Raw genomic sequence first — 23,511 nt, 5'->3', positions numbered from 1 at the left:
AGCCTGATGAACCTTACGGAATCATCCAAGTAAACACATAGGCTTGCAGCGTGGTGATGATGCCCACCATCGTGGCAAAAATCAGGCTGTGCTTGACCGTAAAGCGGAACAAATCCGACTCTTTGCCCACCAAACCGACCGCAGCACAGGCCACGGCAATGGATTGGGGAGAGATCATCTTGCCCGTCACGCCGCCTGTGGTGTTGGCTGCCACCAGCAGGGTGTCTGACACGCCCACTTGGTGTGCGGTGGTGGCTTGCAATGAGCAAAACAGCGCATTAGACGAAGTATCCGACCCCGTCAGAAACACGCCCAGCCACCCCAAAAATGGCGAGAAAAACGGAAACAGCACCCCTGTGCCCGCCAGCAGCAGCGCCAAAGTAGCCGACAGACCGGAGTAATTGGCCACAAAGGCAAAGGCCAGCACCATACCAATCGAATAGATGGGGCGCTTGAGTTCAACCACGGTTTCCTTAAGCGCCTTGGCGGCATCACTGGTTTTCATGCCCAGCACTACCATGCTGATGAGGGCGGCAATGAAAATGGCGGTGCCGGTGGCCGACAAAATGTCGAGTTTATAGACCGCCACATAGGGTGTGGCCTTGGCCACAATTGGCTCCATCTTGATGACCAATTGATCAAGCATGGGCACCGGAAACTGGAACACCAGTGAATACAACTCCCCACCCTTGGCAAACAGGGCTTTGAACGGCTTGAGACTCCAGATCGTGACCATGACAGCCAGAATGACGAAGGGCGACCAAGCCTTGGCAATCTGACCAAAACTATGGTGGCTTTGCTGGTCGGCTGCGGTAGGTTGCTGGTTGTCAAAACGGAAAATGCGCTTGGGCTTCCAGTTTTTCAAGAACACCGTCAAGCAAATCAGGCTCACCAGCGCCGATGTGATGTCTGGCAGCTCTGGGCCAATGAAGTTAGCTGTCAGATATTGGGTGATGGCAAAACTCAGGCCAGCCACCAAAATAGCGGGCCAAGTCTCCTTGACGCCACGCCAGCCGTCCATCATGGCCACCAACCAGAAAGGCACAATCACCGACAACAGCGGCAATTGGCGGCCTGCCATCTGACCAATCTTGAACGGATCAATGCCCGTGACCTGACCACCCACAATGATCGGGATACCCATCGCGCCAAAGGCCACTGGGGCCGTATTGGCAATCAGGCACAGACCTGCCGCATAGAGTGGGTTAAAGCCCAGACCGACCAGCAAAGCGGCGGTAATGGCTACGGGAGCACCAAAACCAGCGGCACCTTCTAAAAAGGCACCAAAGGAAAAGCCCACCAACAGCATTTGCAAACGCTGGTCATCGGTGATCGACACCACCGAGGCCCGAATCACATCAAACTGCCCCGTCTTGACCGTGATTTTGTACAAAAACACCGCTGCAATGATGATCCACGCAATGGGCCACAAACCATACAGAAAACCATAGCCCGCCGAGGCCAGTGCCATCTGTACCGGCATTTTGTAGAAAAAGATGGCTACGGCCAACGAAATAGCCACGGTGATGGTGCCCGCGACATGGCCCTTCATGCGCAGCACCGCCAGCGCGATAAAGAAGAAGATGATCGGTAGCGCGGCGACCAGCGAGGACAACCAAAGGTTGCCCAGGGGGTCGTAGATTTGCGTCCAGGGTTGCATGGTGGTGTTTTCTCCTAGGGTGAGATACGGGTAAAAGTGGGTGAATCGGTATCAGCAGGTGGCAAGGCGGGTGGCCTCGGCACTGCACTCATCGAGCAAATGGACGATGGATCGGTAAGGCATGCCTGTGGCGTGGGTCAGGCCAATCTCACAGGTCTGGTTGCTGGAGTAGCCGCCGCAGCACCCGGTGGGCACCTCGGCATGCAGCTTGCGCAGGGCATGGGTGTTGAGTTCTGGCACTACAAAGCCCCGGTCGCCACCAAAACCACAGCACTTGACCTCGGCGGGCAATACCGTTTGGTGGGCACAGGTGGCAGCGAGTTGACGCAACTTGCCTTCCAAGCCCATGCGGCGGGCCGAACAGTTCAGATGGATCAGCACCGGCTCGGTCTTTTTGTGCAGCATCAGGCGGGGCAGGAGTGCATCGTGGGCAAACTCCACCAAGTCATAAACCTTCAGGCGCTCGGCCAAAAAGGTTTTCATGCGCAGTGAGCAGGCACTGGCGTCCAAAATGACCGGGTAAGCCCCGTTGTTGCTGGCCTTGAGCAAGGCGGCTTCCAATTCGGCGGCTTTGTCGTCGGCATCTTGCGCCAAGCCCTTGCTGGCAAAAGACTGGCCGCAGCACAGGCGGTTGACGTTGTCTGGCACGATGGGGGCGTAACCAGCACGCTCAAGTACCCGAATCACCGTGGCAGACAAAGCCTGCTCTGGGCTATCGGCACCCAACATGCGGCCTGCACAGGTGGGGAAATACACCACCTTGTCGCCTTGGGTGCGGGTGGCACGGCCCAGCGGCTGCGGGGTGGGCATGCCCTCTTTCCAAGCACCGCCCGTCAGGCGCGATAAGGCTTGCGTGCCCACCATAGCCTCGGCCCAATGGCCCGCCTTGAGCGCGGTGCGTGCCAACGCTTGGGTCGCCCCAAAATGATTCGCTGCCACATGGCCCAAGCTGCGGGCCACCCCCGAAAGCTGCTCACCACGCACCGCACGGGTCAGGGCACCGGTCTCTATCCCCACCGGGCAAGCCGTGGCGCACAGGCCACAGGTGGCACAGGTGTCTAGCCCCATGTAAAGGTAATCTTGGCCCAATGCACCCGGAGCCTCGCCTGCGGCCTCGCGGCGCGACAGCTCGCGCCAGCCGACGATGCGTTGGCGTGGCGACAGTGTCAGCCCGTGCGAGGGGCATTGCGGCTCACAAAAACCGCACTCAATGCAACGGTCTACTGCGGCATACAGTTGCCCAGCCGCGGGCATGGGCTTGAGGTGCTGCAAGTGGGCTTGCGCATCACTGTTGATGATGACGCCGGGGTTGAGCAGCCCTTCGGGGTCAAAAAGCTGCTTAATCTCTTGCATCAGGGCATAGGCTTGAGCGCCCCACTCCAGCTCCACAAACGGGGCCATGTTGCGGCCTGTGCCATGCTCGGCCTTGAGCGAGGCATCGTATTTGCGCACCAGCGTGTGGCACAAGTCGTCCATGAAAGCGGCATAGCGGGCCACTTCGGCCTCAATGCCAAAGTCTTGCGTGAAGACAAAATGCACATTGCCTTCGAGCGCATGGCCAAAGATGATGGCCTCGTGGTAGCCATGCCGGGCAAAGAGCTGTTGCAAATCGCGGCAGCAAGCGGCCAAATCGGCCACCGCCACGGCCACATCCTCAATAATGACGGTGGTGCCCGGCTTGCGCACTGCCCCCACCGCCGGAAAGGTGCCTTTTCGCACATTCCACAGCCGCTCCATTTCTGCCGGGTTGGTGGTAAAGGTTGGGGTCTCAACCAACGGATAGGCCGCCAACTCTTGCAACACGGCATCCATGCGCTGTTGCAAATCTGCCGCCGAGGGCGCACGGGTTTCGATCAACAGGGCCGTGGCCCCCTCGGGCAAAGTAGCCAACAGGGGCGGCATTCCTGGCTTGTCGGCCACGCAGCGCAATGAGGCCCGGTCGAGCAGCTCCACGGCATCTACGGGCCGCGCCTTGAGGCCGATCACGGCGCGGCAGGCACTTTCCATGTCGTGAAAGAAGGCCAACACACTGGCTTTGTGTGCGTGCTCCAGCACTGTGTAGTAAGTAATGCGTGAGATAAAGCCCAGCGTGCCCTCCGAGCCAATCATCAAGTGGGCCAAAATAGCTACCGGGTCGTGGTAATCGACCAAGGCATTCAGGCTGTAGCCGGTGGTGTTCTTGATCTTGTATTTGGCACGGATACGTGCGCTCAAGGCCGCATCGGCCCGCACCCCAGCGGCCAGCTCGTCCAGCCGTTCCAACAAAGTGCGGTGGCTTTGGCGGAAAGTAGCCACACTGTGGGCATCGCCGGTGTCCAGCACCGTGCCATCGGCCAGCATCACGCGCAAAGCCGCCAGCGTGTGGTAGCTGTTCTGTGCCGTGCCGCAGCACATACCCGAGCTGTTGTTGGCGGCCATGCCGCCAATCTTGGCGGCGTTGATGGAGGCCGGATCGGGGCCAATCTTGCGCCCCAGCGGTGCCAAACGGCGGTTGACTTCTGCGCCCACGATGGCCGGTCCCAGCTGCACGGTGGCACCATCGGGGCTGATTTGGCAGGTAGCCAGCCCCTCGCCCAACAACACCAGCACGCCATCCGTGACCGCCTGACCGCACAGGCTGGTGCCTGCCGCACGAAAAGTCACCGGGCGCTGATTGCTTCGGGCGATGTCCATCACCGCGCGCACTTCGTCCTCGGTTTGCACCACCGTGACCACCTCGGGTATCAAACGGTAAAAACTGCCATCGGTGCCATAGGCCAGGCGGCGCAGTTCGTCGGTGATTACGCGCTCGGCGGGCAGGCGCTGGCGCAGGGCATTGATCAGCGTGGACACAGGGGGGCTCCTCCCGGCAAAGGGATTGATCGGGTTACAGGAAAAAAGTCGGCCCGCTCCTGTCTGCAAACAGGAGGAGCACAACGCCTTATGCGTTCAGGGCAGGGGGGCTAGGGGGGCGGCGGTAAGGCGGGCGTCATCGTCGCTCGTGGAGTCTGTCTCTGAGCCTGCGGGGTGCCGGTTGCAAAGGGGTACGCGCTGCTGTCCAACCACTTTGCTGGCGGGGCGTTAAAGCACGAAACCGAGTAGCCAACCAAGTGAGGGCACGGTAAGCGGTGGGGCGGCTATAGATGCGCGCCCACATCTGCCACATCCAGCTGACCTTCGGGTCGTAGCCCGCGCCTTGGCCCACCATGGCGGGCTGGGCGTGGGGAGCACTTTGGGCTTCGCTGCGCAGGCGGATCAAAAGCTCCGGAATGGGGATCTTGACCGGGCAAACCTCACCGCAGGCACCGCACAGGCTAGAGGCCGTGGGCAGCAAGTGGGTTTGCTCCAACCCCATCATGTGGGGTGAGATGATCTTGCCGATGGGGCCGGGGTAGGTGGTGCCATAAGCATGGCCGCCAATGCGGGTGTACACCGGGCAGTGGTTCATACAGGCACCGCAGCGGATACATTGCAACGTTTTGCGCAGTTGCTCATCGGCATAGGCTTGGCTGCGGCCATTGTCCAGCAGCACCAGATGTACTTCTTCGGGGCCGTCTTGCTCGCCGGGGCGGCGCGGGCCAGAGATCAAATTGAAATAGGTGGACACCGCCTGCCCGGTGGCCGAGCGCGTCAAGATCGAATACAGCGGTGCCACATGCTCTAGCTTTTCGACAATTTTCTCAATGCCAGTGATGGCAATATGCACCTTGGGCACGGTGGTACACATACGGCCATTGCCTTCGTTCTCTACCAGGCACAGGGTGCCGGTTTCGGCCACTGCAAAGTTGACGCCCGACAGGCCAATTTCTGCCTGCTCAAACTTTTCGCGCAGCACACGGCGGCCAATCTGGATCAGCGTGTCTACGTTGTCGGTGTAATCCACGCCCGGAATCTTCTCGGCAAACAGCTTGGCAATTTGCAGCTTGGTTTGGTGGATGGCGGGCATGATGATGTGCGAAGGCTTCTCGCCGGCCAATTGCACGATGTATTCGCCCATGTCCGATTCCAACGCACCAATGCCTGCGGCTTCCATGGCGTGGTTGAACTCGATCTCTTCGCTCACCATCGACTTGCCCTTCACAATCAGCTTGGCTGCGTGTTGGCGAGCAATGCCCAGCATGATGGCGTTGGCTGCTGCGGGGGTTTCGGCCCAATGCACTGTCACGCCGTTGCGCGTCAGGTTGGCTTCTAGCTGCTCCAGCAGGTCGGGCAGTTTGGACAAGCTGTATTGGCGAATGCGCTCGGACAGGCTGCGCAACGACTCCAACTCAGCCGGGTCAGGAAACTGCGCCGCCCGCTTGGCCATCAGAAAATCCATGGCCCCCCGAAAACTCTGGCGCAGGTGTGGGTCATTGACCGCGCTGTGCATACGCTCGCGCAGGGCTTGGGCCGAAACAAAAGCGATAGGCTGGGGTTGGGTGCTCATGGCGCCTCTCCTTCGGTGTGGGTGACGATCACCACCAGCTCTTTGGGGCCGTGGGCACCATAGGCCAAGGTTTGCTGGATATCGGCCGTTTTGGAAGGGCCAGAAATCAACAGGGCGTTGGTGGGCAGGCCCGCCGCCCAGCACTCGTTAACCAAGGCATCGAAGAAGGTCGGGTGGATGGTGCGCGCATCCAGCAGCGCAAAGTGGATGGGCGGCACCAGCGACAAAGTGCGCGGCTCCGCCTCCGACGCCCAAACGATCAGACTGCCCGTTTCGGCAATGGCGCCACGGGCTTGGGTAAATCCAGCATCCACACGGTGGAACAGATCGGCTTTCAATGTTTCAAACTGGCCCGCCCACGGGCGCAGCGTGGTTTGCCCCAAACCATCCGTTTGCAAGCGGCGGCCTGCGGGGGTGTCGGCACCATAGATCAGCGTGCCCACTTGCTTTTGTGCGCACAACCGGGCCAAAAGGTCAGGCCAATCGGCCTCGGTGCTCAGGTGGACTTGGGCTTGAAAACCCTCGATACCTGCACGAAAGCGCACCAGCCGTTGCGCAACAGATTCGCCACGGGCACGGGGAGCGTAATGGGCTTTCAGATCGGGCAGAGCATGGGGCTGCTCTGGCCGGTGGGCGCGCAGCTTGGCCAAAATGCGGTCGCGCGCGCTCATCGCTGCTCTCCGGCAGGCTGACCGCCCAAGCGGCGCAGCAAAAAGGTAGCCAAATGCTCGCCCAACAAGGCGGGCTTGCTGCCACTGGTGTGCTGCTGTTGCCATGCGGCGTGCCGGGTAATGTTGAGCATACAGCCGCAATCGGCCGTCACCATCTGCTGTGCGCCAGTGGCCTGTAGGGCGGCCACCTTGTCACTGACCATCGCGGTGGACACATCGGGGTGCTTGAGCGAGAAGGTACCACCAAAACCACAACATTCAGACTCGTGGTCGTGGTGGGCCAAGGTCACATTGCCCAGCCGTGCCAACAGTTCACGGCCAGCCAGATGGGTGCCCATCTCACGGCGGGCAGAGCACGAGGTATGCAGGGTGACGGTGGTGGCCGGGCCTTGATCGGGACGATTGAACCCCACCACATGGAGCAGGAACTCGGCCAGCTCATAAGTGCGTGCGGCAATGGCCTGCGCCTTGGCTTGGAGGACTGGATCATCGGCCACCACCTTTTCCCAGTGCCAGCGGATCATGCCCCCGCAAGAGCCTGATGGCACCACGATGGGATAGTCATCTGGAAACAAATCCAACTGCGATGCCACTACCTGCCGCGCCTCGCCCGGAAAGCCACTGGTAAACGCCGGTTGGCCGCAGCAGGTCTGATTCTCCGGAAAAATCACCCGGATGCCCTCCTGCTCCAGCAGGGCAATGGCGTCCAGCCCAGCCTCGGGCACAAACATGTCGACCAGACAGGTGCCATAAAAATACACCGCCTGCGGGCGGGATGGATAACTGCGCGCAGACGCGCCGGTTGCGGGATGACTCATCTGTGCTCCTGTCCGGGTGGCCCCCCGGTGTGTATCGCGTCACGCAGATACTGTGTCTCTTGCTTGGTAAATTGATAAGACCAATTGACTGTGTGCAGCAAAATTTACCTAGGAACGCTAGCGAAGTCAATCCATTGCGCCTGCAATCCCTGTAATTTATGGAAAAAATAAGGGTAAACCTGTAGTGAAAGCCAGTTTTTTGCTACATACTCCCGAAAGAGAACATTAAAATTTTGGTCAGACCAATTTCTTCATGCTCTTTATGGCTACTGGCAAGCTTGTCGTGCAGCGACTCTCGGACACCATCGTTCACGAACTAGAACGCCGCATCTTGGACGGTGCCTTGAAGCCCGGTGACCGCCTTCCACCAGAGCGTGAGTTGGCGGTGGAGTTGGGCGTCTCCCGCCCCTCATTGCGCGAGGCGATTCAAAAACTGGTGTCTAAAGGGATGCTGTTCAGCCGCCAAGGCGGTGGCACCTATGTCACCGACCAACCCGAGGCTGGTTTTACCGACCCTTGGCACAACATGCTGGCCCAGCACCCCAAGCTCCAAGACGATTTGCTGGAGTTTCGAGGTATGTTGGAAAAAGAAGCTGCACGTTTGGCCGCACGTCGGGCTACCGATGCCGACCGGCAACGCATTGGCGAAGCCTATGCCCGCGTCGATGCCCTGTTTGCCCAAGGCACCTCTACCGCCGTGTTGGCACAACAGGTCAAGGCCGACCTGGCCTTCCACCAAGCTGTGGCCGAAGCGGCCCACAATGTGATGATTGGTCACCTCACGGCCAGCCTGCTCAAAGTGATTAACGACCACATTGACCGCAACCTGCGCCACCTGCGCCGCAATGAAGAAGACTGGTGCCGCCTGCGTGAACAGCACCGTGCTGTGTGGGAAGCCATCCGCGATGCCGACCCCACTGCTGCCGTGCAAGCGGTAGAAGGCCATATCGCCTTTGTCCATGAAAGCATGAAAGCCCGTGCGCTGCATGAAGAGCGCGAACACCGGGCGCGGGTGCGTGGGTTAGGCGGAGATACCGAAGGGTAAAAGCACACCCACCCAGCCCCCTGCCATCAGCTAACCTCGCGCCCCTTACCACCTTGTTTATCTTTGGCCTTGGAGCACCTTTTGAGCCTTACCTTTGACGCCATCATCCTTGGGGCCGGTGCCGCCGGTCTGTTTTGTGCGGCCCAAGCAGGCCAGCGCGGCCTCAAGGTGCTGCTGATTGACCACGCCGAGCGCGTGGGCGAGAAAATCCGCATCTCTGGCGGTGGGCGCTGCAACTTTACCAACCGCGATTTGGATGTGCGTGCGCCGCACAAGCATTTTGTCGGGCAAAACCCACAGTTTTGCCGCTCGGCGCTGTCACGCTATACGCCGCAAGACTTTATCGCGCTGCTGCAAAAACACGGCATTCCCTTCCATGAGAAGCACAAAGGCCAATTGTTTTGCGACCGCTCGGCGGAAGACATCATCCAGATGCTGCTGGCCGAGTGCGCTGCTGGGCAGGTGCAACGCTGGCAACCCTGCAAGGTGCAAAAAATCGGTTTTGTCGCGACAGAATCTGGCGGCAGCTACCAGCTCGACACCAGCCAAGGCGTGGTGCAAGCCCCCAGCTTGGTGGTGGCTACGGGCGGACTGTCCATTCCCAAAATTGGCGCGACCGATCTGGGCTACCGGCTGGCACAGCAATTCAACATTCCGCTGGTCGAGCGCCACCCCGGCTTGGTGCCGCTGACCTTTGATGGCACGGATTGGGCACCCTACGCCCAATTGTCTGGGTTGGCCTTGCCGGTGAGCATCAGCACCGGCAGCAAAAAGAACCTGATGGCATTTGACGAAGATTTGCTCTTTACCCACCGGGGCTTGTCTGGCCCGGCGGTGTTGCAAATTTCCAGCTATTGGCAACAGGGCACGCCGCTATCACTCAATTTAGCCCCCACGGTCGATTTGCCCACTGCATTGGCACAGGCCAAGCTGCGCTCTCGCAAGCTGATTGCCAATGAGTTGGCGACGCTGGTGCCCAGCCGTTTGGCCGATGCTTGGGCCAGCCAAGAGGCCGATTGGCAGCGCCCCATCGCCGAAGCCTCTGATAAGGCCTTGGCCCGGCTGGCCGAGCGCCTGAGCCGCTGGCAACTCACCCCCACCGGCACCGAAGGCTACAAGAAGGCCGAAGTCACGCTGGGTGGCATCGACACCAAAGCCCTATCGCAACAAACCATGGAGGCCAAAGCGCAACCGGGGCTGTATTTTGTGGGCGAGGTGGTGGACATTACCGGCTGGTTGGGGGGCTACAACTTTCAATGGGCTTGGGCCAGCGCCTTTGCTTGCGCGCAAGGGCTGGCCGAGCGGGCGCAAGCCTTGGCCGCTACAGCCTGAGTTACACCCCAGAGCGTGCCAACACCGGGGCCAGTGCCTTCCCGGTGTGCGTACCGGCCCGCACCAGTGCTTCTGGCGTACCGGCTGCCACAATGCAGCCCCCCGCAGCGCCACCTTCTGGCCCCAAGTCCAGCACCCAATCGGCCTCGGCAATCACATCCAAGTCGTGTTCAATCACCAACACGCTGTGGCCACCGTCCACCAGCCGATGCAACACCCGAATCAGCCGATCCACATCGGCCATGTGCAGGCCCACGGTAGGTTCATCCAACACATACAAGGTGTGCGCGGCTTTTTGCCCGCGGCGTGTGATGTCATCGCGCACCTTGGTCAGCTCAGTCACCAGTTTGATGCGCTGGGCCTCACCACCGCTCAGGGTGGGGCTGGGCTGGCCCAAGGTCAGGTAGCCTAAGCCCACGTCTTGCAACAGTTGCAACGGGTGGGCAATCACTGGCATGGAGGCAAAAAAGCCCACGGCTTCGTCCACTTCCATGTTCAGCACCTCGCCGATGTGTTTGCCGCGCCAAGTCACTGCCAAGGTTTCGGGGTTGAAGCGCGCGCCGTGGCAAACCTCGCAGGGCACTTTCACATCGGGCAGAAAGCTCATGGCAATAGTACGGATGCCCGCCCCTTCGCAATGCGGGCAGCGGCCCGCGCCGGTATTAAAGCTAAAGCGCCCTGCACTGTAGCCACGCGCTTGGGCCTCTAGCGTTTGGGCAAACAGTTGCCGGATGTTGTCCCAAAAACCGATATAGGTGGCTGGACAGGAACGCGGGGTTTTGCCAATCGGGGTTTGATCGACTTCTAACACCCGCGCAATGCTCTCAAAGCCTTGCAGGCCGGTGCAACCGTGCAAGGGCGGGGCTTGGCCTGCGTCCATCGCTTGCCGTCCGGCCTGCGTGCTGCGCTGTTGCACCCATGCAGCCACATTGGTCAACAAGACATCACGCGCCAAGGTGGATTTGCCCGAGCCACTCACCCCCGTGACGGCCACCAGCCGGTGCAAGGGTACACGGGCCGTGACTTGCTGCAAGTTGTGCAACTGTGCCCCCTGCACCGTGAGCCAAGCCGTGTCTGCCGCATCGGTGGCCCGCCGGGCTTGCAAGGGGTGCTGCATGGCGTGCAACAGATAGCGGCCAGTTTGCGAATGGGGGGCTGCCGTCAGGTCGGCCACACTGCCTTGGGCTACCAACTGCCCACCACGCTGGCCCGCACCGGGGCCAATGTCGATCAGGTGTTCGGCCCGGCGGATGGTGTCTTCATCGTGTTCTACGACGACCAAGGTGTTGCCTTGGTCGCCCAATTTTTGCAGGGCGTTGAGCAGGATATGGTTGTCGCGTGGGTGCAAGCCAATGGTGGGCTCGTCCAACACATAGCACACCCCTTGCAGGTTGCTGCCCAATTGCGCTGCCAGCCGAATGCGTTGCGCCTCGCCGCCCGACAGCGTGGGCGCGCCCCGGTCGAGCGTCAGGTAGCCCAAGCCCACTTCTTGCAGAAATTGCAAACGGCTGCGGATTTCGGGAATCAAATCGCGTGCAATGCCTGCTTCGCGCTCACTCAAAGCCAGCTGGTTGAGCCAGTGCTGGATTTGCCCTATCGGCCAGCGAGCCACTTCGGTGATGCTGTGGCCGCCAAAGCGCACTGCGCGGGCCGTGGCGTTCAAGCGCGTGCCCTCGCAATGCGGGCAGGGGGTATCGGCGACTTCGTCGATGTCTGGCTCGGCAAAGGTTTGCTCGCGGCCTTTGTCTTTGTCGTCGCGCACCGAGTCGTCCAAGGCCTTGCGCTGCGCGGCAGTCAAGGCCACGCCCGTGCCGACGCAATGCGGACACCAACCATGCTTGCTGTTGTAGCTGAACAATGCGGGCTGCAATTCGGCATAGCTGGTGGCACAGACCGGGCAAGCCCGCAGGGTCGAATAGACCTGCAAGCGCCCAATGCCCGCGGTGCTACTGCCGGTTTGCATGGCCTCGCGCAATCCGTGTAAATTGCTCAAAACCTGCACCACGCCTTTGCCATGCTCTAGCGCCTTCGCCAAACCGGCGCGTAACAGGGCTTCTTGTTCTGGCAACACCTCCAAACTGAGGATAGGCAATTCAATCGAGTGCTCTTTGAAGCGGTCCAAACGTGGAAAGCCCGTGGTGGGCAAGAACTCGCCATCCACGCGCAGATGGGTGTGGCCGCGCTGGCGTGCCCAGTCGGCCAGTTCGGTATAAACGCCCTTGCGGTTCACCACCAGCGGGGCCAAGAGGCCAATCTGCTGGCCGCGAAACTCCGTCAGCCACTGGGCGGCAATGCGGTCAATGCTTTGTGGTTGCACTGGCGCATCGTCGTGGATGCAATGCTGCACCCCCAGCTTCACATACAGCAGGCGCAGAAAATGCCACACTTCGGTGGCCGTGCCCACGGTGGATTTGCGCCCGCCGCGTGACAGGCGCTGCTCAATCGCTACCGTGGGGGCAATGCCATACACCGCATCCACTTCGGGCCGCCCTGCCGGTTGCACCATGCTGCGGGCGTAGGCATTGAGCGATTCCAAATAACGGCGCTGGCCCTCGTTGAACAAAATATCAAACGCCAATGTGGATTTGCCCGAGCCGCTCACGCCCGTAATCACATTGAAGCGCCCGCGTGGAATCTCCACCGACAAGCCTTTCAAATTGTGTTCTTTGGCATTGACGATTTGGATGCACTCGGACATGGCGGGCGCATTGCTGGCGCTGGCCGGTGTGTCCCAATGGGCCCGTGGCTCTTGCACATTCAAAGGCGACACGCCCAACGCCTGCGCGTAGTCGCGCAAGGCTGCGCCGGTGTGGGACGTGGGGTGTTGGCGCAAGTCGTGCGGAGTGCCTTCTGCCACCATGCAGCCGCCACCCTCGCCGCCTTCGGGGCCAAGGTCTATCAGCCAGTCGCTGGCGCGAATCACATCCAAATTGTGTTCAATCACCACCAGCGAATGCCCCGCATCGACCAACTGGCGCAGCGCGCGCATCAGCTTGGCAATATCGTCAAAATGCAGGCCGGTGGTCGGTTCATCCAATAAGAACAAAGTGCCCTTGCGCGCCAGCGGTTGGCGCGACTTGCTGGCCGTGCGCCCCGCTTCGGCCAAATGGCCTGCCAGTTTGAGTCGTTGCGCCTCCCCACCCGATAGCGTAGGCACGGGCTGGCCCAAACGGATGTATTCCAGCCCCACATCCAACAGCGGGCGCAGGCCAGCCATTACGGCATGGTCTTGGGCAAACAGCACGGCGGCTTCGCTCACGGTCAGTTCCAACACCTGCGCTACGTTCAGGGTGCGCGTTTCCCACGCGTCAGCATCCGAGTCGGAAGTTTGCGGCTGGGTGCGTTCGATACACACTTCCAGAATTTCGGGCCGATAACGCTGGCCGTGGCAATCCGGGCAGCGCAAATAGACATCGCTCAAGAACTGCATTTCCACATGCTCAAAGCCCGAGCCACCACAGGTAGGGCAGCGCCCATCGCCACTGTTAAAACTGAACTTGGCGGCGGTGTAGCCACGCTGGCGTGCTACCGGCGTGCAGGCAAACAATTCACGGATGGCATCCCAAGCACCCACATAGCTGACCGGATTGGAGCGTGCCGTTTTGCCAATGGGTGATTGATCGACAAACACCACGGCGCTCAGATGTTCGGCCCCCAACAGCCGGTCGTGGATTCCGGGGGCTTCGGTGGCGAGCCCAAAATGGCGCATCAAGGCTGGGGCCAGCACATTTTGAATCAAGGTGGATTTGCCGGAGCCACTCACCCCCGTGACCGTGACCAAGCGTTGCAGTGGAAAGCCCACCGTCAAATTTTGCAAATTGTGCGCGCGCACCCCTTCCAGCAGCAGGCGCGGTGTGGCCTCGCTTACGGGGCGCTGAAAGCCCATGCCAATGTGCTTGCGCCCGCCCAAATAGTGGCCGGTCAGGGTATCGGCATGGCGCAGGGCATCGGTGCTGCCATCAAACACAATCTGGCCGCCCCGTTCACCTGGGCCTGGCCCCATATCGATGATGCGGTCGGCAGCCAGCATGGCGGCGGGGTCATGCTCTACCACCACCAGCGTGTTGCCCGCATCGCGCAGCCGCAACATGGCTTGGGTGATGCGGTGCATATCACGCGGGTGCAGGCCAATGCTAGGCTCATCCAACACAAACAAGGTGTTCACCAAGGACGTGCCCAGCGCCGTGGTCAGGTTGATGCGTTGTACTTCGCCGCCGCTCAAGGTGCGGCTTTGCCGGTCTAGTGTCAGGTAGCCAATGCCAACATCGCATAGGTATTGGAGCCGGGTGCTAATCTCGGTGTGCAATAAGCGCAAGGCTTGGGCATCGCTGCCTTGGCCGCTGCTGTCTAACCCGGCAAAAAATTGGCGCAAGCGGGCAATGGGCAGCCGCATCAAATCGTGCAGGCACAGGCCGGGCAGGGCTTCGAGTTGGGCGCGGCTCCACGCTACGCCCACCGGCATAAAGCGTTGCGCTGGCGGCAACACCGCATCGGCCTCTGCTTGGCTGCCGATGCGCCAGAGCAGGCTTTCGGTTTTCAGGCGCGCGCCAGCGCAGTGTGGGCATTCGGTGTAGCTGCGGTATTTGGACAGCAGCACCCGGATGTGCATTTTGTAGGCTTTGCTCTCTAAATAATCAAAAAAGCGTTGAATGCCATACCACTGCTGGTTCCATTGGCCGTTCCAACGGGGCGAGCCTTGCAGCACCCACTGCTGCTGCTCTGGCGTGAGCAAATTCCACGGTGTGTCGCGTGGGATGCCTTCGGCCTCGGCATGGCGCATCAGGTCGTCTTGGGCTTCTTTCCACGCCGGGGTTTGAATCACCTTGATACAGCCTTCGCGCAGCGTGCGCTTGCCATCGGGAATCACCAATCCCCAATCGACCCCAATCACGCGGCCAAAGCCCCGGCAGGTTTCGCACGCCCCCACCGCCGAGTTGAAGGAGAATGCCGATGGCAGTGGCTCGCTGTAGCGCAGGTCGCTGTCTGGGCAATGCAGGCCGGTAGAAAAACGCCAAGTTTCGGGGGCCGCTTCTGGCCCTTCGTGCAGCACCAACACCTGCAAGCGCCCGCTGCCGCGTTGCAAGGCCAGTTCAATCGCTTCGATGGCGCGGGCTTTTTCTACCTTGCCAATACGAAAGCGGTCGGCCACCACGTCCAGCACTTGGCGCGGCCCGCTGGGGGTATCGATGCTGCGCTGTGCCTGCACTTTGGTAAAGCCGCTGGCCAACAGCCATTGTTGGAGCTGCTCCGGGCTGGTATCGGCAGGCAGCTCTACGGCAAAGGTCAGTACCAACCGGGGGTCGGTGGTGGCACAGCGGTGCTGCAATTCGGCATAGATGCTTTCGGGGCTGTCGTGGCGCACCGGCTGCGCGGTTTGGCGGTCAAACAATCGACCACAACGCGCCAGCAGCAGCTTGAGGTGGTCGTTCAGCTCAGTCATGGTGCCCACGGTGGAGCGCGAACTGCGTACCGGATTGGTCTGGTCGATGGCAATGGCCGGTGGCACGCCCTCTATCGCATCCACAGCCGGTTTGTCCATGCGCTCCAAAAACTGGCGGGCATAGGCGCTAAAGGTTTCCACATAGCGGCGTTGGCCCTCGGCATACAGGGTATCAAACACCAAACTGGACTTGCCCGAACCGCTGGGGCCAGTGACCACGGTCAGCTCCCCGGTACGAATATCCAAATCAAGGTTTTGCAGATTGTGCTGACGGGCGCCACGAATGCGAATCAGGCCATCGCTCATCGAGAATCTTTCGGAAAAAGGAAAAGCCAAAAAATCCTAGGATGGTGCCCTAAGCCAGCAAAAGCAGCAGCCAAAGGTGTGTTGACAGGGTAGAACCTAGGGTAATTACCAACGGGTTTTCCCCAAGCAAATCAAATACTTAAATGACAGTTTTGAGCGATTTTCGTAAGGAGTTGGTCAGACGGCATTTGCAGAATGGGCCGATGCCTTAAAGCCCCTAGGGTTTTATTGCTTTCATCCATTTCTGAGGAGACGACGCAATGAGCGATTCGGTGGTAGACAAGATACAGCGCCATCCCAAATACTTAGAGTTGCAAGCCAAGCGCAACGGCCTAGGTGTCACCCTGACCATTATGATGATGATCGTGTACTACGGCTTCATCGCTTTGGTCGCCTTCAACAAGCCCTTCTTGGCCCAACCTATCGGTGCGGGTGTTACCTCGATTGGTATTCCTATCGGCATGGGCGTGATCGTTTTCACTATTGCCATCACTGGCTACTATGTCAATCGCGCCAACGGTGAGTTTGACCGCCTGACCCAAGAAATCCTGAAGGACGCTGCCAAATGAAGTCTCGTGTGCAATTGTTGGGCGCTCTGATGGCGCTATTGGCTGCCGGGGGCGCTTACGCCGCTGGCGGTGATGTGGGCCAAGCGGCCAAACAGGCCACCAACTGGACGGCCATCATCATGTTCGGCATCTTTGTGGCCGGCACCTTGTATATCACCAAATGGGCTGCTGCCAAGACCAAATCGGCGGCTGACTTCTATACCGGCGGTGGTGGCATCACGGGCTTCCAAAACGGTTTGGCCATTGCGGGCGACTACATGTCTGCCGCTTCCTTCTTGGGTATTTCGGCTGCGGTGATGGCTTCGGGCTTTGACGGCCTGATTTACTCGCTGGGCTTCTTGGTGGGCTGGCCCATCATCACCTTCCTGATGGCCGAGCGCCTGCGTAACTTGGGCAAGTTCACCTTTGCCGACGTGGCCGGTTATCGCTTCCAACAAACCCCCATCCGCGCCTTTGCTGCTTCTGGCACGCTGGTGGTGGTGGCCTTCTACCTGATCGCCCAAATGGTGGGTGCAGGTCAGCTGATCAAACTGCTGTTCGGTCTGGAATACTGGATGGCTGTGGTCATCGTGGGTGTGCTGATGATGGTGTACGTGCTGTTTGGCGGCATGACAGCCACCACTTGGGTGCAGATCATCAAGGCCGTGCTGCTGCTGTCGGGCGTGACCTTCATGGCCTTCATGGTGCTGGCCCAGTTTGGTTTCAGCCCCGAAGCACTGTTTGCCAAGGGTGTGGAAGTGCGTGCTGGTATTGCTGCCAACTCAGGCAAAACCCCTGAAGAGGCTGCCAAGGCTGGTTTGGCCATCATGGGCCCCGGTGGCTTCATCAAAGACCCCATCTCTGCCATTTCCTTCGGTATGGCCCTGATGTTCGGTACCGCTGGTCTGCCCCACATCCTGATGCGCTTCTTTACCGTGCCTGATGCCAAAGAAGCCCGTAAATCCGTGCTGTGGGCCACCACTTGGATTGGCTACTTCTGCGTCCTGATCTTCATCATCGGTTTCGGCGCTATCACTTTGGTGCTGACCAACCCCGAGTACGCCGATACCGCCAAGGGCGTGATCCACGGCGGTGCAGGTACGGCCAACATGGCTGCGGTGCTGGTGGCCAAGTCGGTCGGTGGCAACGTGTTCTTCGGCTTTATCTCGGCTGTGGCCTTCGCTACCATTCTGGCTGTGGTGGCTGGCTTGACCTTGTCGGGCGCTTCTGCTGTGTCGCACGACCTGTACGCTACCGTCATCAAGAAGGGCAATGCCGACAGCGCATCCGAGCTGAAGGTTTCCCGCATGACCACCTTGGCTCTGGGCGTGATTGCTGTGGTGCTGGGTATTGCGTTTGAAAAGCAAAACATCGCCTTCATGGTGTCGCTGGCTTTCGCGATTGCTGCTTCGGCCAACTTCCCCGTGTTGTTCATGTCGGTGCTGTGGAAAGACTGCACCACCAAGGGTGCTGTGATCGGTGGCTTCTTGGGCCTGATCTCCTCTGTGGCCCTGACTGTGGTGTCGCCCTCGGTGTGGGAAGCCACGCTGGGCAATCCTAAGGGTTCGGCTCTGTTCCCCTACAGCTCGCCTGCTCTGTTCTCCATGACCATCGGCTTCTTGGGTGTTTGGTTGTTCTCTGTCATGGACAAGAGCGCCAATGCCGCCCGTGAACGTGCTGCCTTCCCCGCACAAAAAGTGCGTTCGGAAACCGGCCTGGGTGCCTCGGGTGCTTCTGGCCACTGAGCGTTGGGCCTGATAAGGGCGCTGTTGTTCTACAGTGGCGCCTTCCCCTGACAAAAACCGGGCCATCAGGCCCGGTTTTTTTATTGTCCCGCGGCACACTGCCCCCTGCATCAAGGAGACTCGATTGAAAGTGCTTGCGTGTATTCCTGCCGCTTTGCTTTGCACGGCTTGGTTGGTCACTATTCCGTCCAGCCAAGCTGGCACAACAGCCACCACTGTGCCGTATGCAGGCACCTGGAAAGGGAGCATTGGCCCACACAACGTCATGGTGTGCCTGTCTCCCCAAACGGCCCAGTATTACTCCCTTCAACAGCGGCGCGGTCTATGGCTAGAAGCCAAGGCCACCGGCCAAAGCAGCGAAGATGCGCTGGCCCAAGCCTTGCAAACAGGGCAACTGACCCTGACAGAACAAGTACGTGATGCAGGCAGCATTGAACTACGGCCCTTGGCCCATTGGCAACTGGAGCCCAATGCCCAAGGGGGGCTGCATGGCATCTGGCGTGACCTGACAGGACAGAAAAAACTGCCCATCCAGCTCACGCGCCTGCCCGCAGTGGCGGGGCGCCAGCAGGAAGACAGCGCCGCCTGTGGTGCCCAGTTTTATGCCCCCATTCAGGCCGCCCACACAGTGCAATCACACCCCCGGCAATACCAAGGGCGCAGCTATCAAGAATTGCGCACGCCCATTGCCCGTGCCTTGCAACTCCCCGGCAACAGCTCTGGCGTTGCGGCTTTCAATGCCTATGCGCGCCAATGGCTGGGTGAACAAGCCATACAAGATTACGAATGCACACGCATGGGCGGCAGCACTTGGGAGAGCACCCTAGAGCTGGTGTTCTGGACAGATACCACTTTGGTGTTGCGTGACTTTACGCCAGAGCTGTATTGCGGTGGTGCCCACGGCTTTTCCTCCGTCTCTCATCTGACATGGAATTTAGAGACCGGCCTGCCCACGGTGGTTTGGGATTGGCTCCAAGGGGGTGCCAAGGCGGCAGCTCCCCAACACACCCCCTCAGGAGAAGCCATACGCACCCCTCTGCGGGCGCTGCTGGAAAAGCATGACCCCCGCAACACCCCCGGAGACGATTGTGCCGAAGACTCCGAACACATGGAGATTGCCCAGCCCTATCCAACCCCGCAAGGACTGGTGTTTGAGACCCTGCATCCACATGCCATGCGGGCTTGCAACGACAGCATCACCCTGGCTTGGCGCCAATTGCAGCCCCTGCTAACACCCACAGGCAAGACGGCCATGCAACATTGGCGCAAAACCAACCGCTAGCACAGCGGGCCAGCACCAAGCCCATTTATGCGCTGGCCCCTAACTGGCGCAACTTGATAAAAGCCAGCGCAGCCATCACAGCATCATTGAGCGCATCGTGCGCATCGCGCCGGGGCAGCTGCAAATCGGTCATCAGGGTATCAAAGCGCAAATCAATATCGGCGTTCTCTTGCTGCCGATAGGGTGGAAGCTGGCGGAACTTGTAGTCGTAGTAAAGCGCAGACACCTCTACCTGGGGTTGTGGCAGACCTGTCCCCAACAACGGCCGCACCGCCCGATTGAGCATGGCTACATCAAACTCCAAAAAATAACCCACCAACGGACGACTGCCAATAAAGTGCAACAGCTCATGCATGGCTTGGGCCAAGGGCAGTCCTTGGGCCACATCGCGTTCACGCAGGCGGTGAATACGCACACTCTCCGCAGACACCCCTTTATCGGGGCGCACCAACAACTCTAGGCGCTGGCTGCTCAAGATGCGCTGGCCTGCAATGCGCACCGCCCCAATAGAGATGATCTCATCGCTGCGCACGTTCAGTCCGGTGGTTTCACAGTCGAGCGAGACCCACTCATCGGCAGGAGGGGCGTCCCAAAGAAAACGGTACTGTGGATCGCTGAGTTGGCGCAACTGCCATTGGCGTTGCCATTGCTGCAACCAGCGCCGGGGAGCCGGGGCCATGCTCATAGGGCATCCAATCGAAAACGCTGGTGCAACAGTGCCTTGAAGCGTTTGACCACCGACAGGGTGTCTTTGAGCAAATCGCGCTCCAGGCTGCTCAAATGCTCGGGCGTCACATCGCCACTGACGCAATGGCCGGTGTCCAACTCGGCCAACCCCGCCTTGAGGCGCAACCCCATCAAAAAGAACAGACTTTCGCTCAACTCGGCCCCTTGACTGGCACTGAGCGTGCCATCGGCCACCAAGGCCGAGATGCGCTCAGCGGTACTGGTGTGGACAATGCGCCGGGCCAAGGCCAAGCTGCGTACCCCATGCACAATAGGAAAGATGCCTTCCTTTTTCAGGTTCAGGCCACGCGCGCTGTGGCCGTTGCCCAACAGACGCGCCCACCAACTGGCATGGTGACCAAAAGACTCCACCACTGCGGCAAAACGGCCCAGCAGGGCATCGTTGTCAATGGCCAACTCCATCAGCCGAGCACGCACCTCGTCCAACAAACGGGCGTCACCAGCCACGGCATGGGCATCCATGAAGATAGCCAAATGCATCGGGCTATCGGCATCGGGCAACAAGAGCCATTGGCGCACCTTTTGCGCCCACATACTCACCGAATCACGCCAAGCAGAATTGCTCACCATGATGTAGCCTGGGCATTCTGGATAACCAAAACGAATCAATGCCTGAGAAAACCGCTGGCAAATGGCGTCTAACTCTGCTGGCGGGGTGTAGCCATCGCGCAAGATCAAGCCGTTGTCTTGGTCGGTCTTGAGCAGTTGTTCGCCCCGGCCCTCACTGCCCATCACAAACAGACAACTGTTGCTCACCAAATCTGGCGGTGCGAGCATCTGCCATGCACGCTCAAACAGCCGGGCATTGAGTTGCTGCACCAAGGTAGCCATTAAACGAATACGGGTGCCCCCCCGGTAGAGCAAGGCCACCAACCGTGTGATCTGTGCAGCAGCCTGCTCCAGTGCTGCCAAATCGGGGGCTTGTTCAATCTGCACCGTAATCAGGTGCGAGTGGTTAGCCAAGAAGCTGAACATGTCCAGCGCCTCGAGAATGCCATGGATTTTTCCCTGTTCATCCACCACCACCAGTCTATGGACACGGCTGCGCAACAACAAGGCCATGGCATCGCCCAACTGATCGCCAGGGCGTATCGTGACGACTGGACTGCTAGCAAACTCACCCACAGTCAGTTCGTGGAGCGGGCGGCCATCCAACACGGCCCGCTGCAAGGTGGTGTTGCTGAAAATGCCCAACTGCCCACCGGGCAAGTCTGTGACCAACACACTGTTGGTGCGCTGTGCCTGAAACAAATGCACCACAGAGATGATGTCGGTCTGCGCATCTACCGTGTGGGCTGGGCGCAGATAGGTCGCATCCACCCGTGCCAAGGTGAGCGACTGCAACTCGTGCTCATCGCCCCGTTGTGCCAAGGTGTTGAGCTTGTGCCCAATATCGGAAAACAACAAGGCACCAAAGGTGGCGTTGCGGGCAATCAGTTCATTCACGGCCTCATGGGTGAGCTGGTAAGCCACCACCTCTTCGGCAGCCACAAACCGGCTGCTAACACGCCCAGCCACCAAGCCCCGACCATCAAAAGTATCATCGGGGCCGTAAGTTGCCAACACCTCCTCGCTTTCACTCTGCGTGACATAGCCCTTGATGATGATGAACAGGTGCGTGGGTACGGCCCCCACATCCAGCACCACTGCACCCTCCGGGAAATAGGCAATATCCACACTCTTGCGTACCAGCCCCTGCTCTTCGGGGTTCAGGCAGTCAAACGGTGAAGCGGAAAAATTGAAGGCATTGGGCATAGAGCCCATTCAACCCGGTGGGCCTTGCAAAAGGCTTGCACCTGGCATCAGGGTTTTCCAGTGCGCTCGCCCATTGCATCAACCACCTGTGCCTGCCTTGGCACTGGGGCTGTGCTGCCTTGCGGCCCCCATGTCCGACCCGTAGACCATACGCTGTCTGATGCTCCCGTGTACACACGCTGCGCCGTGCTTTTTGCCATACTGCCCAATACGACAGCACCGACCAAGGCCGTGATATCCACACCAAGGCTGGCAATGGAGTGGTGCGCCCAAAGCCCTGAAGCGGGCATGCACCATGCCAACAGGGTCGTCAGGGGGATAGCCAGTGTCAGTAGCGAGGCCAGCCAAAGCAAATGCACAGCGGCCCGGCCTGCGCCCTGCCAACATGCCCAAGCAATGCAGCCCCCAAAGGCGGTGTAATACATGCCAGCCAGCCACGGATTGGCATCTCCTAGCAGCACATGCAGCCATTTGCTGCCCACCATTGCCAATGAAACACCACTGACACACCCCAAAGACACCCCGACCGTCACGGCAGCCATCAGTCGCGTATCGAGCCGCTGCATGGGCACACTGGGGCTCTGGCGTCCTTGCCTCTTGCGTCGGCTTTCCACCCACAGAAGGTTGCCACTGTAAAAAAGCCAAGCCCCTGCCAACCCCAGTAAAAAATACAACCACTGCACTGCTACGCCACCAAATGCGGCCATGTGCAGCGCAAAGAAGCTGCTGATAAAAAGGTTGGCTGTATTTTGGGCACCCGGCAGAAAATCGGTGTTCAGAATCTTGCCACTGTAGGGGTCTATCGCCAAAAACCCCCCTCGGGCTCGGGGTGACACAGCCGAAGGATCTTTGCCCCAAACACGCACCACGGCCCGTGCCCCCGTTACCTGCTGGTATTGCAGCAAAGATGGCTCAAACCCTGGGGCCGATTGGCGTGCGGTATAGAGCAAATCCTCGGGTGACAGCATCAGGGCTGGGTTTTTGCCTGGCACAGGATGCGGCGGTGCCGTGGAAGGTCGCTGAAATGCTGTAGCCCATCGGCCATCGTGCAACAGCTTGTCTTGAACAAAGTAAATACCGTCGTGGTAGGCAAACACGATGGCCGTCAGCACCATGACCAAATGAAAGGGCAAACTCACAATGCCCACCACATTGTGGGCATCAAGCCACATGCGTTTGAGGTTCTTGCCTATCCGCAAAGCAAAGAAATCCTTGACCAAGGATGGCATCAAAACCACCACCCCAGACACCAGCGCCAGCGCATACAGAACAGCCACCCCACCCATCAACCAACGGTTGGGATCACTATCCACGGGCAATCCCACAACCCGGTGGAGCACATCTATCAAAGAGGCCAATTGCGAAGGCTGCGAGGCCGCCACCTGCACCTGGCCCTGCGCATCCAGCGTGGCAACATAGTGCCGCGCTTGGGTGTCATCATGGTCGTCTGCCTGCGGATCGCGCACCTGCCAGCCCATGCGTGCCGGGACATGCTCGGCATCTTGGAGGTAAATACTAAAGTCCTTGGCCACTTCAGGGTGGGCCTCCAAGGTCTGGAGGATCAATGACTGGGTTTGGGCCAACGGCACCCAGCGCACCTGCTGGGGTGGAGTCGCCCAGCGGGTCAAGGGCTCTTTGAAAATGGTGAGGGCACCGGCATAGAAGGCAATGAACAAAGCCAACCCAGACAGAATGCCTGTCCAAGTATGAACCGATTTGTAAATGCGGACAAAATCGCTTCTCATGGTGATGGGATA

At 59.6% G+C, this 23,511-nt stretch carries 14 protein-coding genes; 5 read left to right on the top strand and 9 right to left on the bottom strand.

Annotated features, from left to right (window positions below; translation table 11 throughout):
• Window positions 1-13: 13 nt before the first annotated feature.
• The 5 genes from lldP to ACFO6X_RS10105 all read right to left on the bottom strand — a co-directional run bounded on the left by lldP (window position 14) and on the right by ACFO6X_RS10105 (window position 7,554).
• Window positions 14-1,660, bottom strand: a complete 1,647-nt coding sequence (gene lldP, locus ACFO6X_RS10125) for an L-lactate permease (RefSeq protein ID WP_382432617.1) — start codon at window positions 1,658-1,660, stop codon at window positions 14-16.
• A 51-nt stretch (window positions 1,661-1,711) separates the two neighbouring features.
• Complete coding sequence (locus tag ACFO6X_RS10120) at window positions 1,712-4,492, bottom strand: FAD-binding and (Fe-S)-binding domain-containing protein (protein ID WP_382432615.1); 2,781 nt, start codon at window positions 4,490-4,492, stop codon at window positions 1,712-1,714.
• 136 nt (window positions 4,493-4,628) lie between these two features.
• A complete protein-coding gene (locus tag ACFO6X_RS10115; RefSeq protein ID WP_382432613.1) occupies window positions 4,629-6,065 on the bottom strand; it encodes a LutB/LldF family L-lactate oxidation iron-sulfur protein in 1,437 nt (478 codons plus the stop codon).
• Window positions 6,062-6,736, bottom strand: coding sequence for a LutC/YkgG family protein (locus tag ACFO6X_RS10110; RefSeq protein WP_382432611.1), 675 nt, complete (start codon window positions 6,734-6,736; stop codon window positions 6,062-6,064). Before ACFO6X_RS10110 ends, ACFO6X_RS10115 begins: the two co-directional genes overlap by 4 nt.
• Window positions 6,733-7,554, bottom strand: a complete 822-nt coding sequence (locus ACFO6X_RS10105; protein WP_382432609.1) for a (Fe-S)-binding protein — start codon at window positions 7,552-7,554, stop codon at window positions 6,733-6,735. Before ACFO6X_RS10105 ends, ACFO6X_RS10110 begins: the two co-directional genes overlap by 4 nt.
• A 283-nt stretch (window positions 7,555-7,837) precedes the next feature.
• Between ACFO6X_RS10105 and ACFO6X_RS10100 the strand changes: the two genes are divergently transcribed.
• Both ACFO6X_RS10100 and ACFO6X_RS10095 read left to right on the top strand, forming a co-directional pair.
• Complete coding sequence (locus ACFO6X_RS10100) at window positions 7,838-8,599, top strand: GntR family transcriptional regulator (protein WP_382432607.1); 762 nt, start codon at window positions 7,838-7,840, stop codon at window positions 8,597-8,599.
• Between the two features lie 81 nt (window positions 8,600-8,680).
• Window positions 8,681-9,931, top strand: coding sequence for a BaiN/RdsA family NAD(P)/FAD-dependent oxidoreductase (locus ACFO6X_RS10095; RefSeq protein ID WP_382432605.1), 1,251 nt, complete (start codon window positions 8,681-8,683; stop codon window positions 9,929-9,931).
• 1 nt (window position 9,932) lies between these two features.
• On the opposite strand, the gene uvrA is transcribed toward ACFO6X_RS10095, so the two are convergent.
• On the bottom strand, window positions 9,933-15,677 hold the full coding sequence (gene uvrA, locus ACFO6X_RS10090; RefSeq protein ID WP_382432603.1) for an excinuclease ABC subunit UvrA: 5,745 nt from the start codon (window positions 15,675-15,677) through the stop codon (window positions 9,933-9,935).
• Window positions 15,678-15,937: 260 nt separating this feature from the next.
• Here uvrA and ACFO6X_RS10085 point away from each other — a divergent pair, with 260 nt between their 5' ends.
• The 3 genes from ACFO6X_RS10085 (at window position 15,938) to ACFO6X_RS10075 (ending at window position 19,252) form a co-directional block, all read left to right on the top strand.
• Window positions 15,938-16,246 carry a DUF485 domain-containing protein gene (locus ACFO6X_RS10085; RefSeq protein WP_382432601.1) on the top strand — a complete coding sequence of 103 codons (309 nt, stop codon included), beginning with the start codon at window positions 15,938-15,940 and terminating at the stop codon, window positions 16,244-16,246.
• Complete coding sequence (locus ACFO6X_RS10080) at window positions 16,243-17,970, top strand: cation acetate symporter (protein ID WP_382432599.1); 1,728 nt, start codon at window positions 16,243-16,245, stop codon at window positions 17,968-17,970. Before ACFO6X_RS10085 ends, ACFO6X_RS10080 begins: the two co-directional genes overlap by 4 nt.
• A gap of 124 nt (window positions 17,971-18,094) precedes the next feature.
• Complete coding sequence (locus ACFO6X_RS10075) at window positions 18,095-19,252, top strand: hypothetical protein (protein WP_382432597.1); 1,158 nt, start codon at window positions 18,095-18,097, stop codon at window positions 19,250-19,252.
• Between the two features lie 25 nt (window positions 19,253-19,277).
• Here the strand turns inward: ACFO6X_RS10075 and ACFO6X_RS10070 are convergent, their stop codons facing one another.
• The 3 genes from ACFO6X_RS10070 to ACFO6X_RS10060 are packed head-to-tail and all read right to left on the bottom strand — an operon-like array spanning window position 19,278 to window position 23,499.
• A complete protein-coding gene (locus tag ACFO6X_RS10070) occupies window positions 19,278-19,937 on the bottom strand; it encodes a 3'-5' exonuclease (protein WP_382432595.1) in 660 nt (219 codons plus the stop codon).
• Window positions 19,934-21,754, bottom strand: a complete 1,821-nt coding sequence (locus tag ACFO6X_RS10065; RefSeq protein WP_382432593.1) for a DUF294 nucleotidyltransferase-like domain-containing protein — start codon at window positions 21,752-21,754, stop codon at window positions 19,934-19,936. The genes ACFO6X_RS10070 and ACFO6X_RS10065 overlap by 4 nt, the downstream gene beginning before the upstream one ends.
• 47 nt (window positions 21,755-21,801) lie before the next feature.
• On the bottom strand, window positions 21,802-23,499 hold the full coding sequence (locus ACFO6X_RS10060; protein WP_382432591.1) for a PepSY-associated TM helix domain-containing protein: 1,698 nt from the start codon (window positions 23,497-23,499) through the stop codon (window positions 21,802-21,804).
• Window positions 23,500-23,511 lie beyond the last annotated feature (12 nt).

This window comes from Giesbergeria sinuosa (assembly GCF_042652905.1).
Classification (GTDB): domain Bacteria; phylum Pseudomonadota; class Gammaproteobacteria; order Burkholderiales; family Burkholderiaceae_C; genus Simplicispira; species Simplicispira sinuosa.
Note: the sequence above shows the minus strand (reverse complement) of the source record. Positions and strands in the feature narration are given on the sequence as shown.

Bases quoted from the DNA above. Each gene is read 5' to 3' on its own strand.
- ACFO6X_RS10105 (WP_382432609.1), bottom strand. From the start codon at position 7,554: ATGAGTCATCCCGCAACCGGCGCGTCTGCGCGCAGTTATCCATCCCGC.
- ACFO6X_RS10115 (WP_382432613.1), bottom strand. From the start codon at position 6,065: ATGAGCACCCAACCCCAGCCTATCGCTTTTGTTTCGGCCCAAGCCCTG.
- ACFO6X_RS10080 (WP_382432599.1), top strand. From the start codon at position 16,243: ATGAAGTCTCGTGTGCAATTGTTGGGCGCTCTGATGGCGCTATTGGCT.
- ACFO6X_RS10070 (WP_382432595.1), bottom strand. From the start codon at position 19,937: ATGAGCATGGCCCCGGCTCCCCGGCGCTGGTTGCAGCAATGGCAACGC.
- ACFO6X_RS10065 (WP_382432593.1), bottom strand. From the start codon at position 21,754: ATGCCCAATGCCTTCAATTTTTCCGCTTCACCGTTTGACTGCCTGAAC.
- uvrA (WP_382432603.1), bottom strand. From the start codon at position 15,677: ATGAGCGATGGCCTGATTCGCATTCGTGGCGCCCGTCAGCACAATCTG.
- ACFO6X_RS10085 (WP_382432601.1), top strand. From the start codon at position 15,938: ATGAGCGATTCGGTGGTAGACAAGATACAGCGCCATCCCAAATACTTA.
- ACFO6X_RS10060 (WP_382432591.1), bottom strand. From the start codon at position 23,499: ATGAGAAGCGATTTTGTCCGCATTTACAAATCGGTTCATACTTGGACA.
- ACFO6X_RS10110 (WP_382432611.1), bottom strand. From the start codon at position 6,736: ATGAGCGCGCGCGACCGCATTTTGGCCAAGCTGCGCGCCCACCGGCCA.
- lldP (WP_382432617.1), bottom strand. From the start codon at position 1,660: ATGCAACCCTGGACGCAAATCTACGACCCCCTGGGCAACCTTTGGTTG.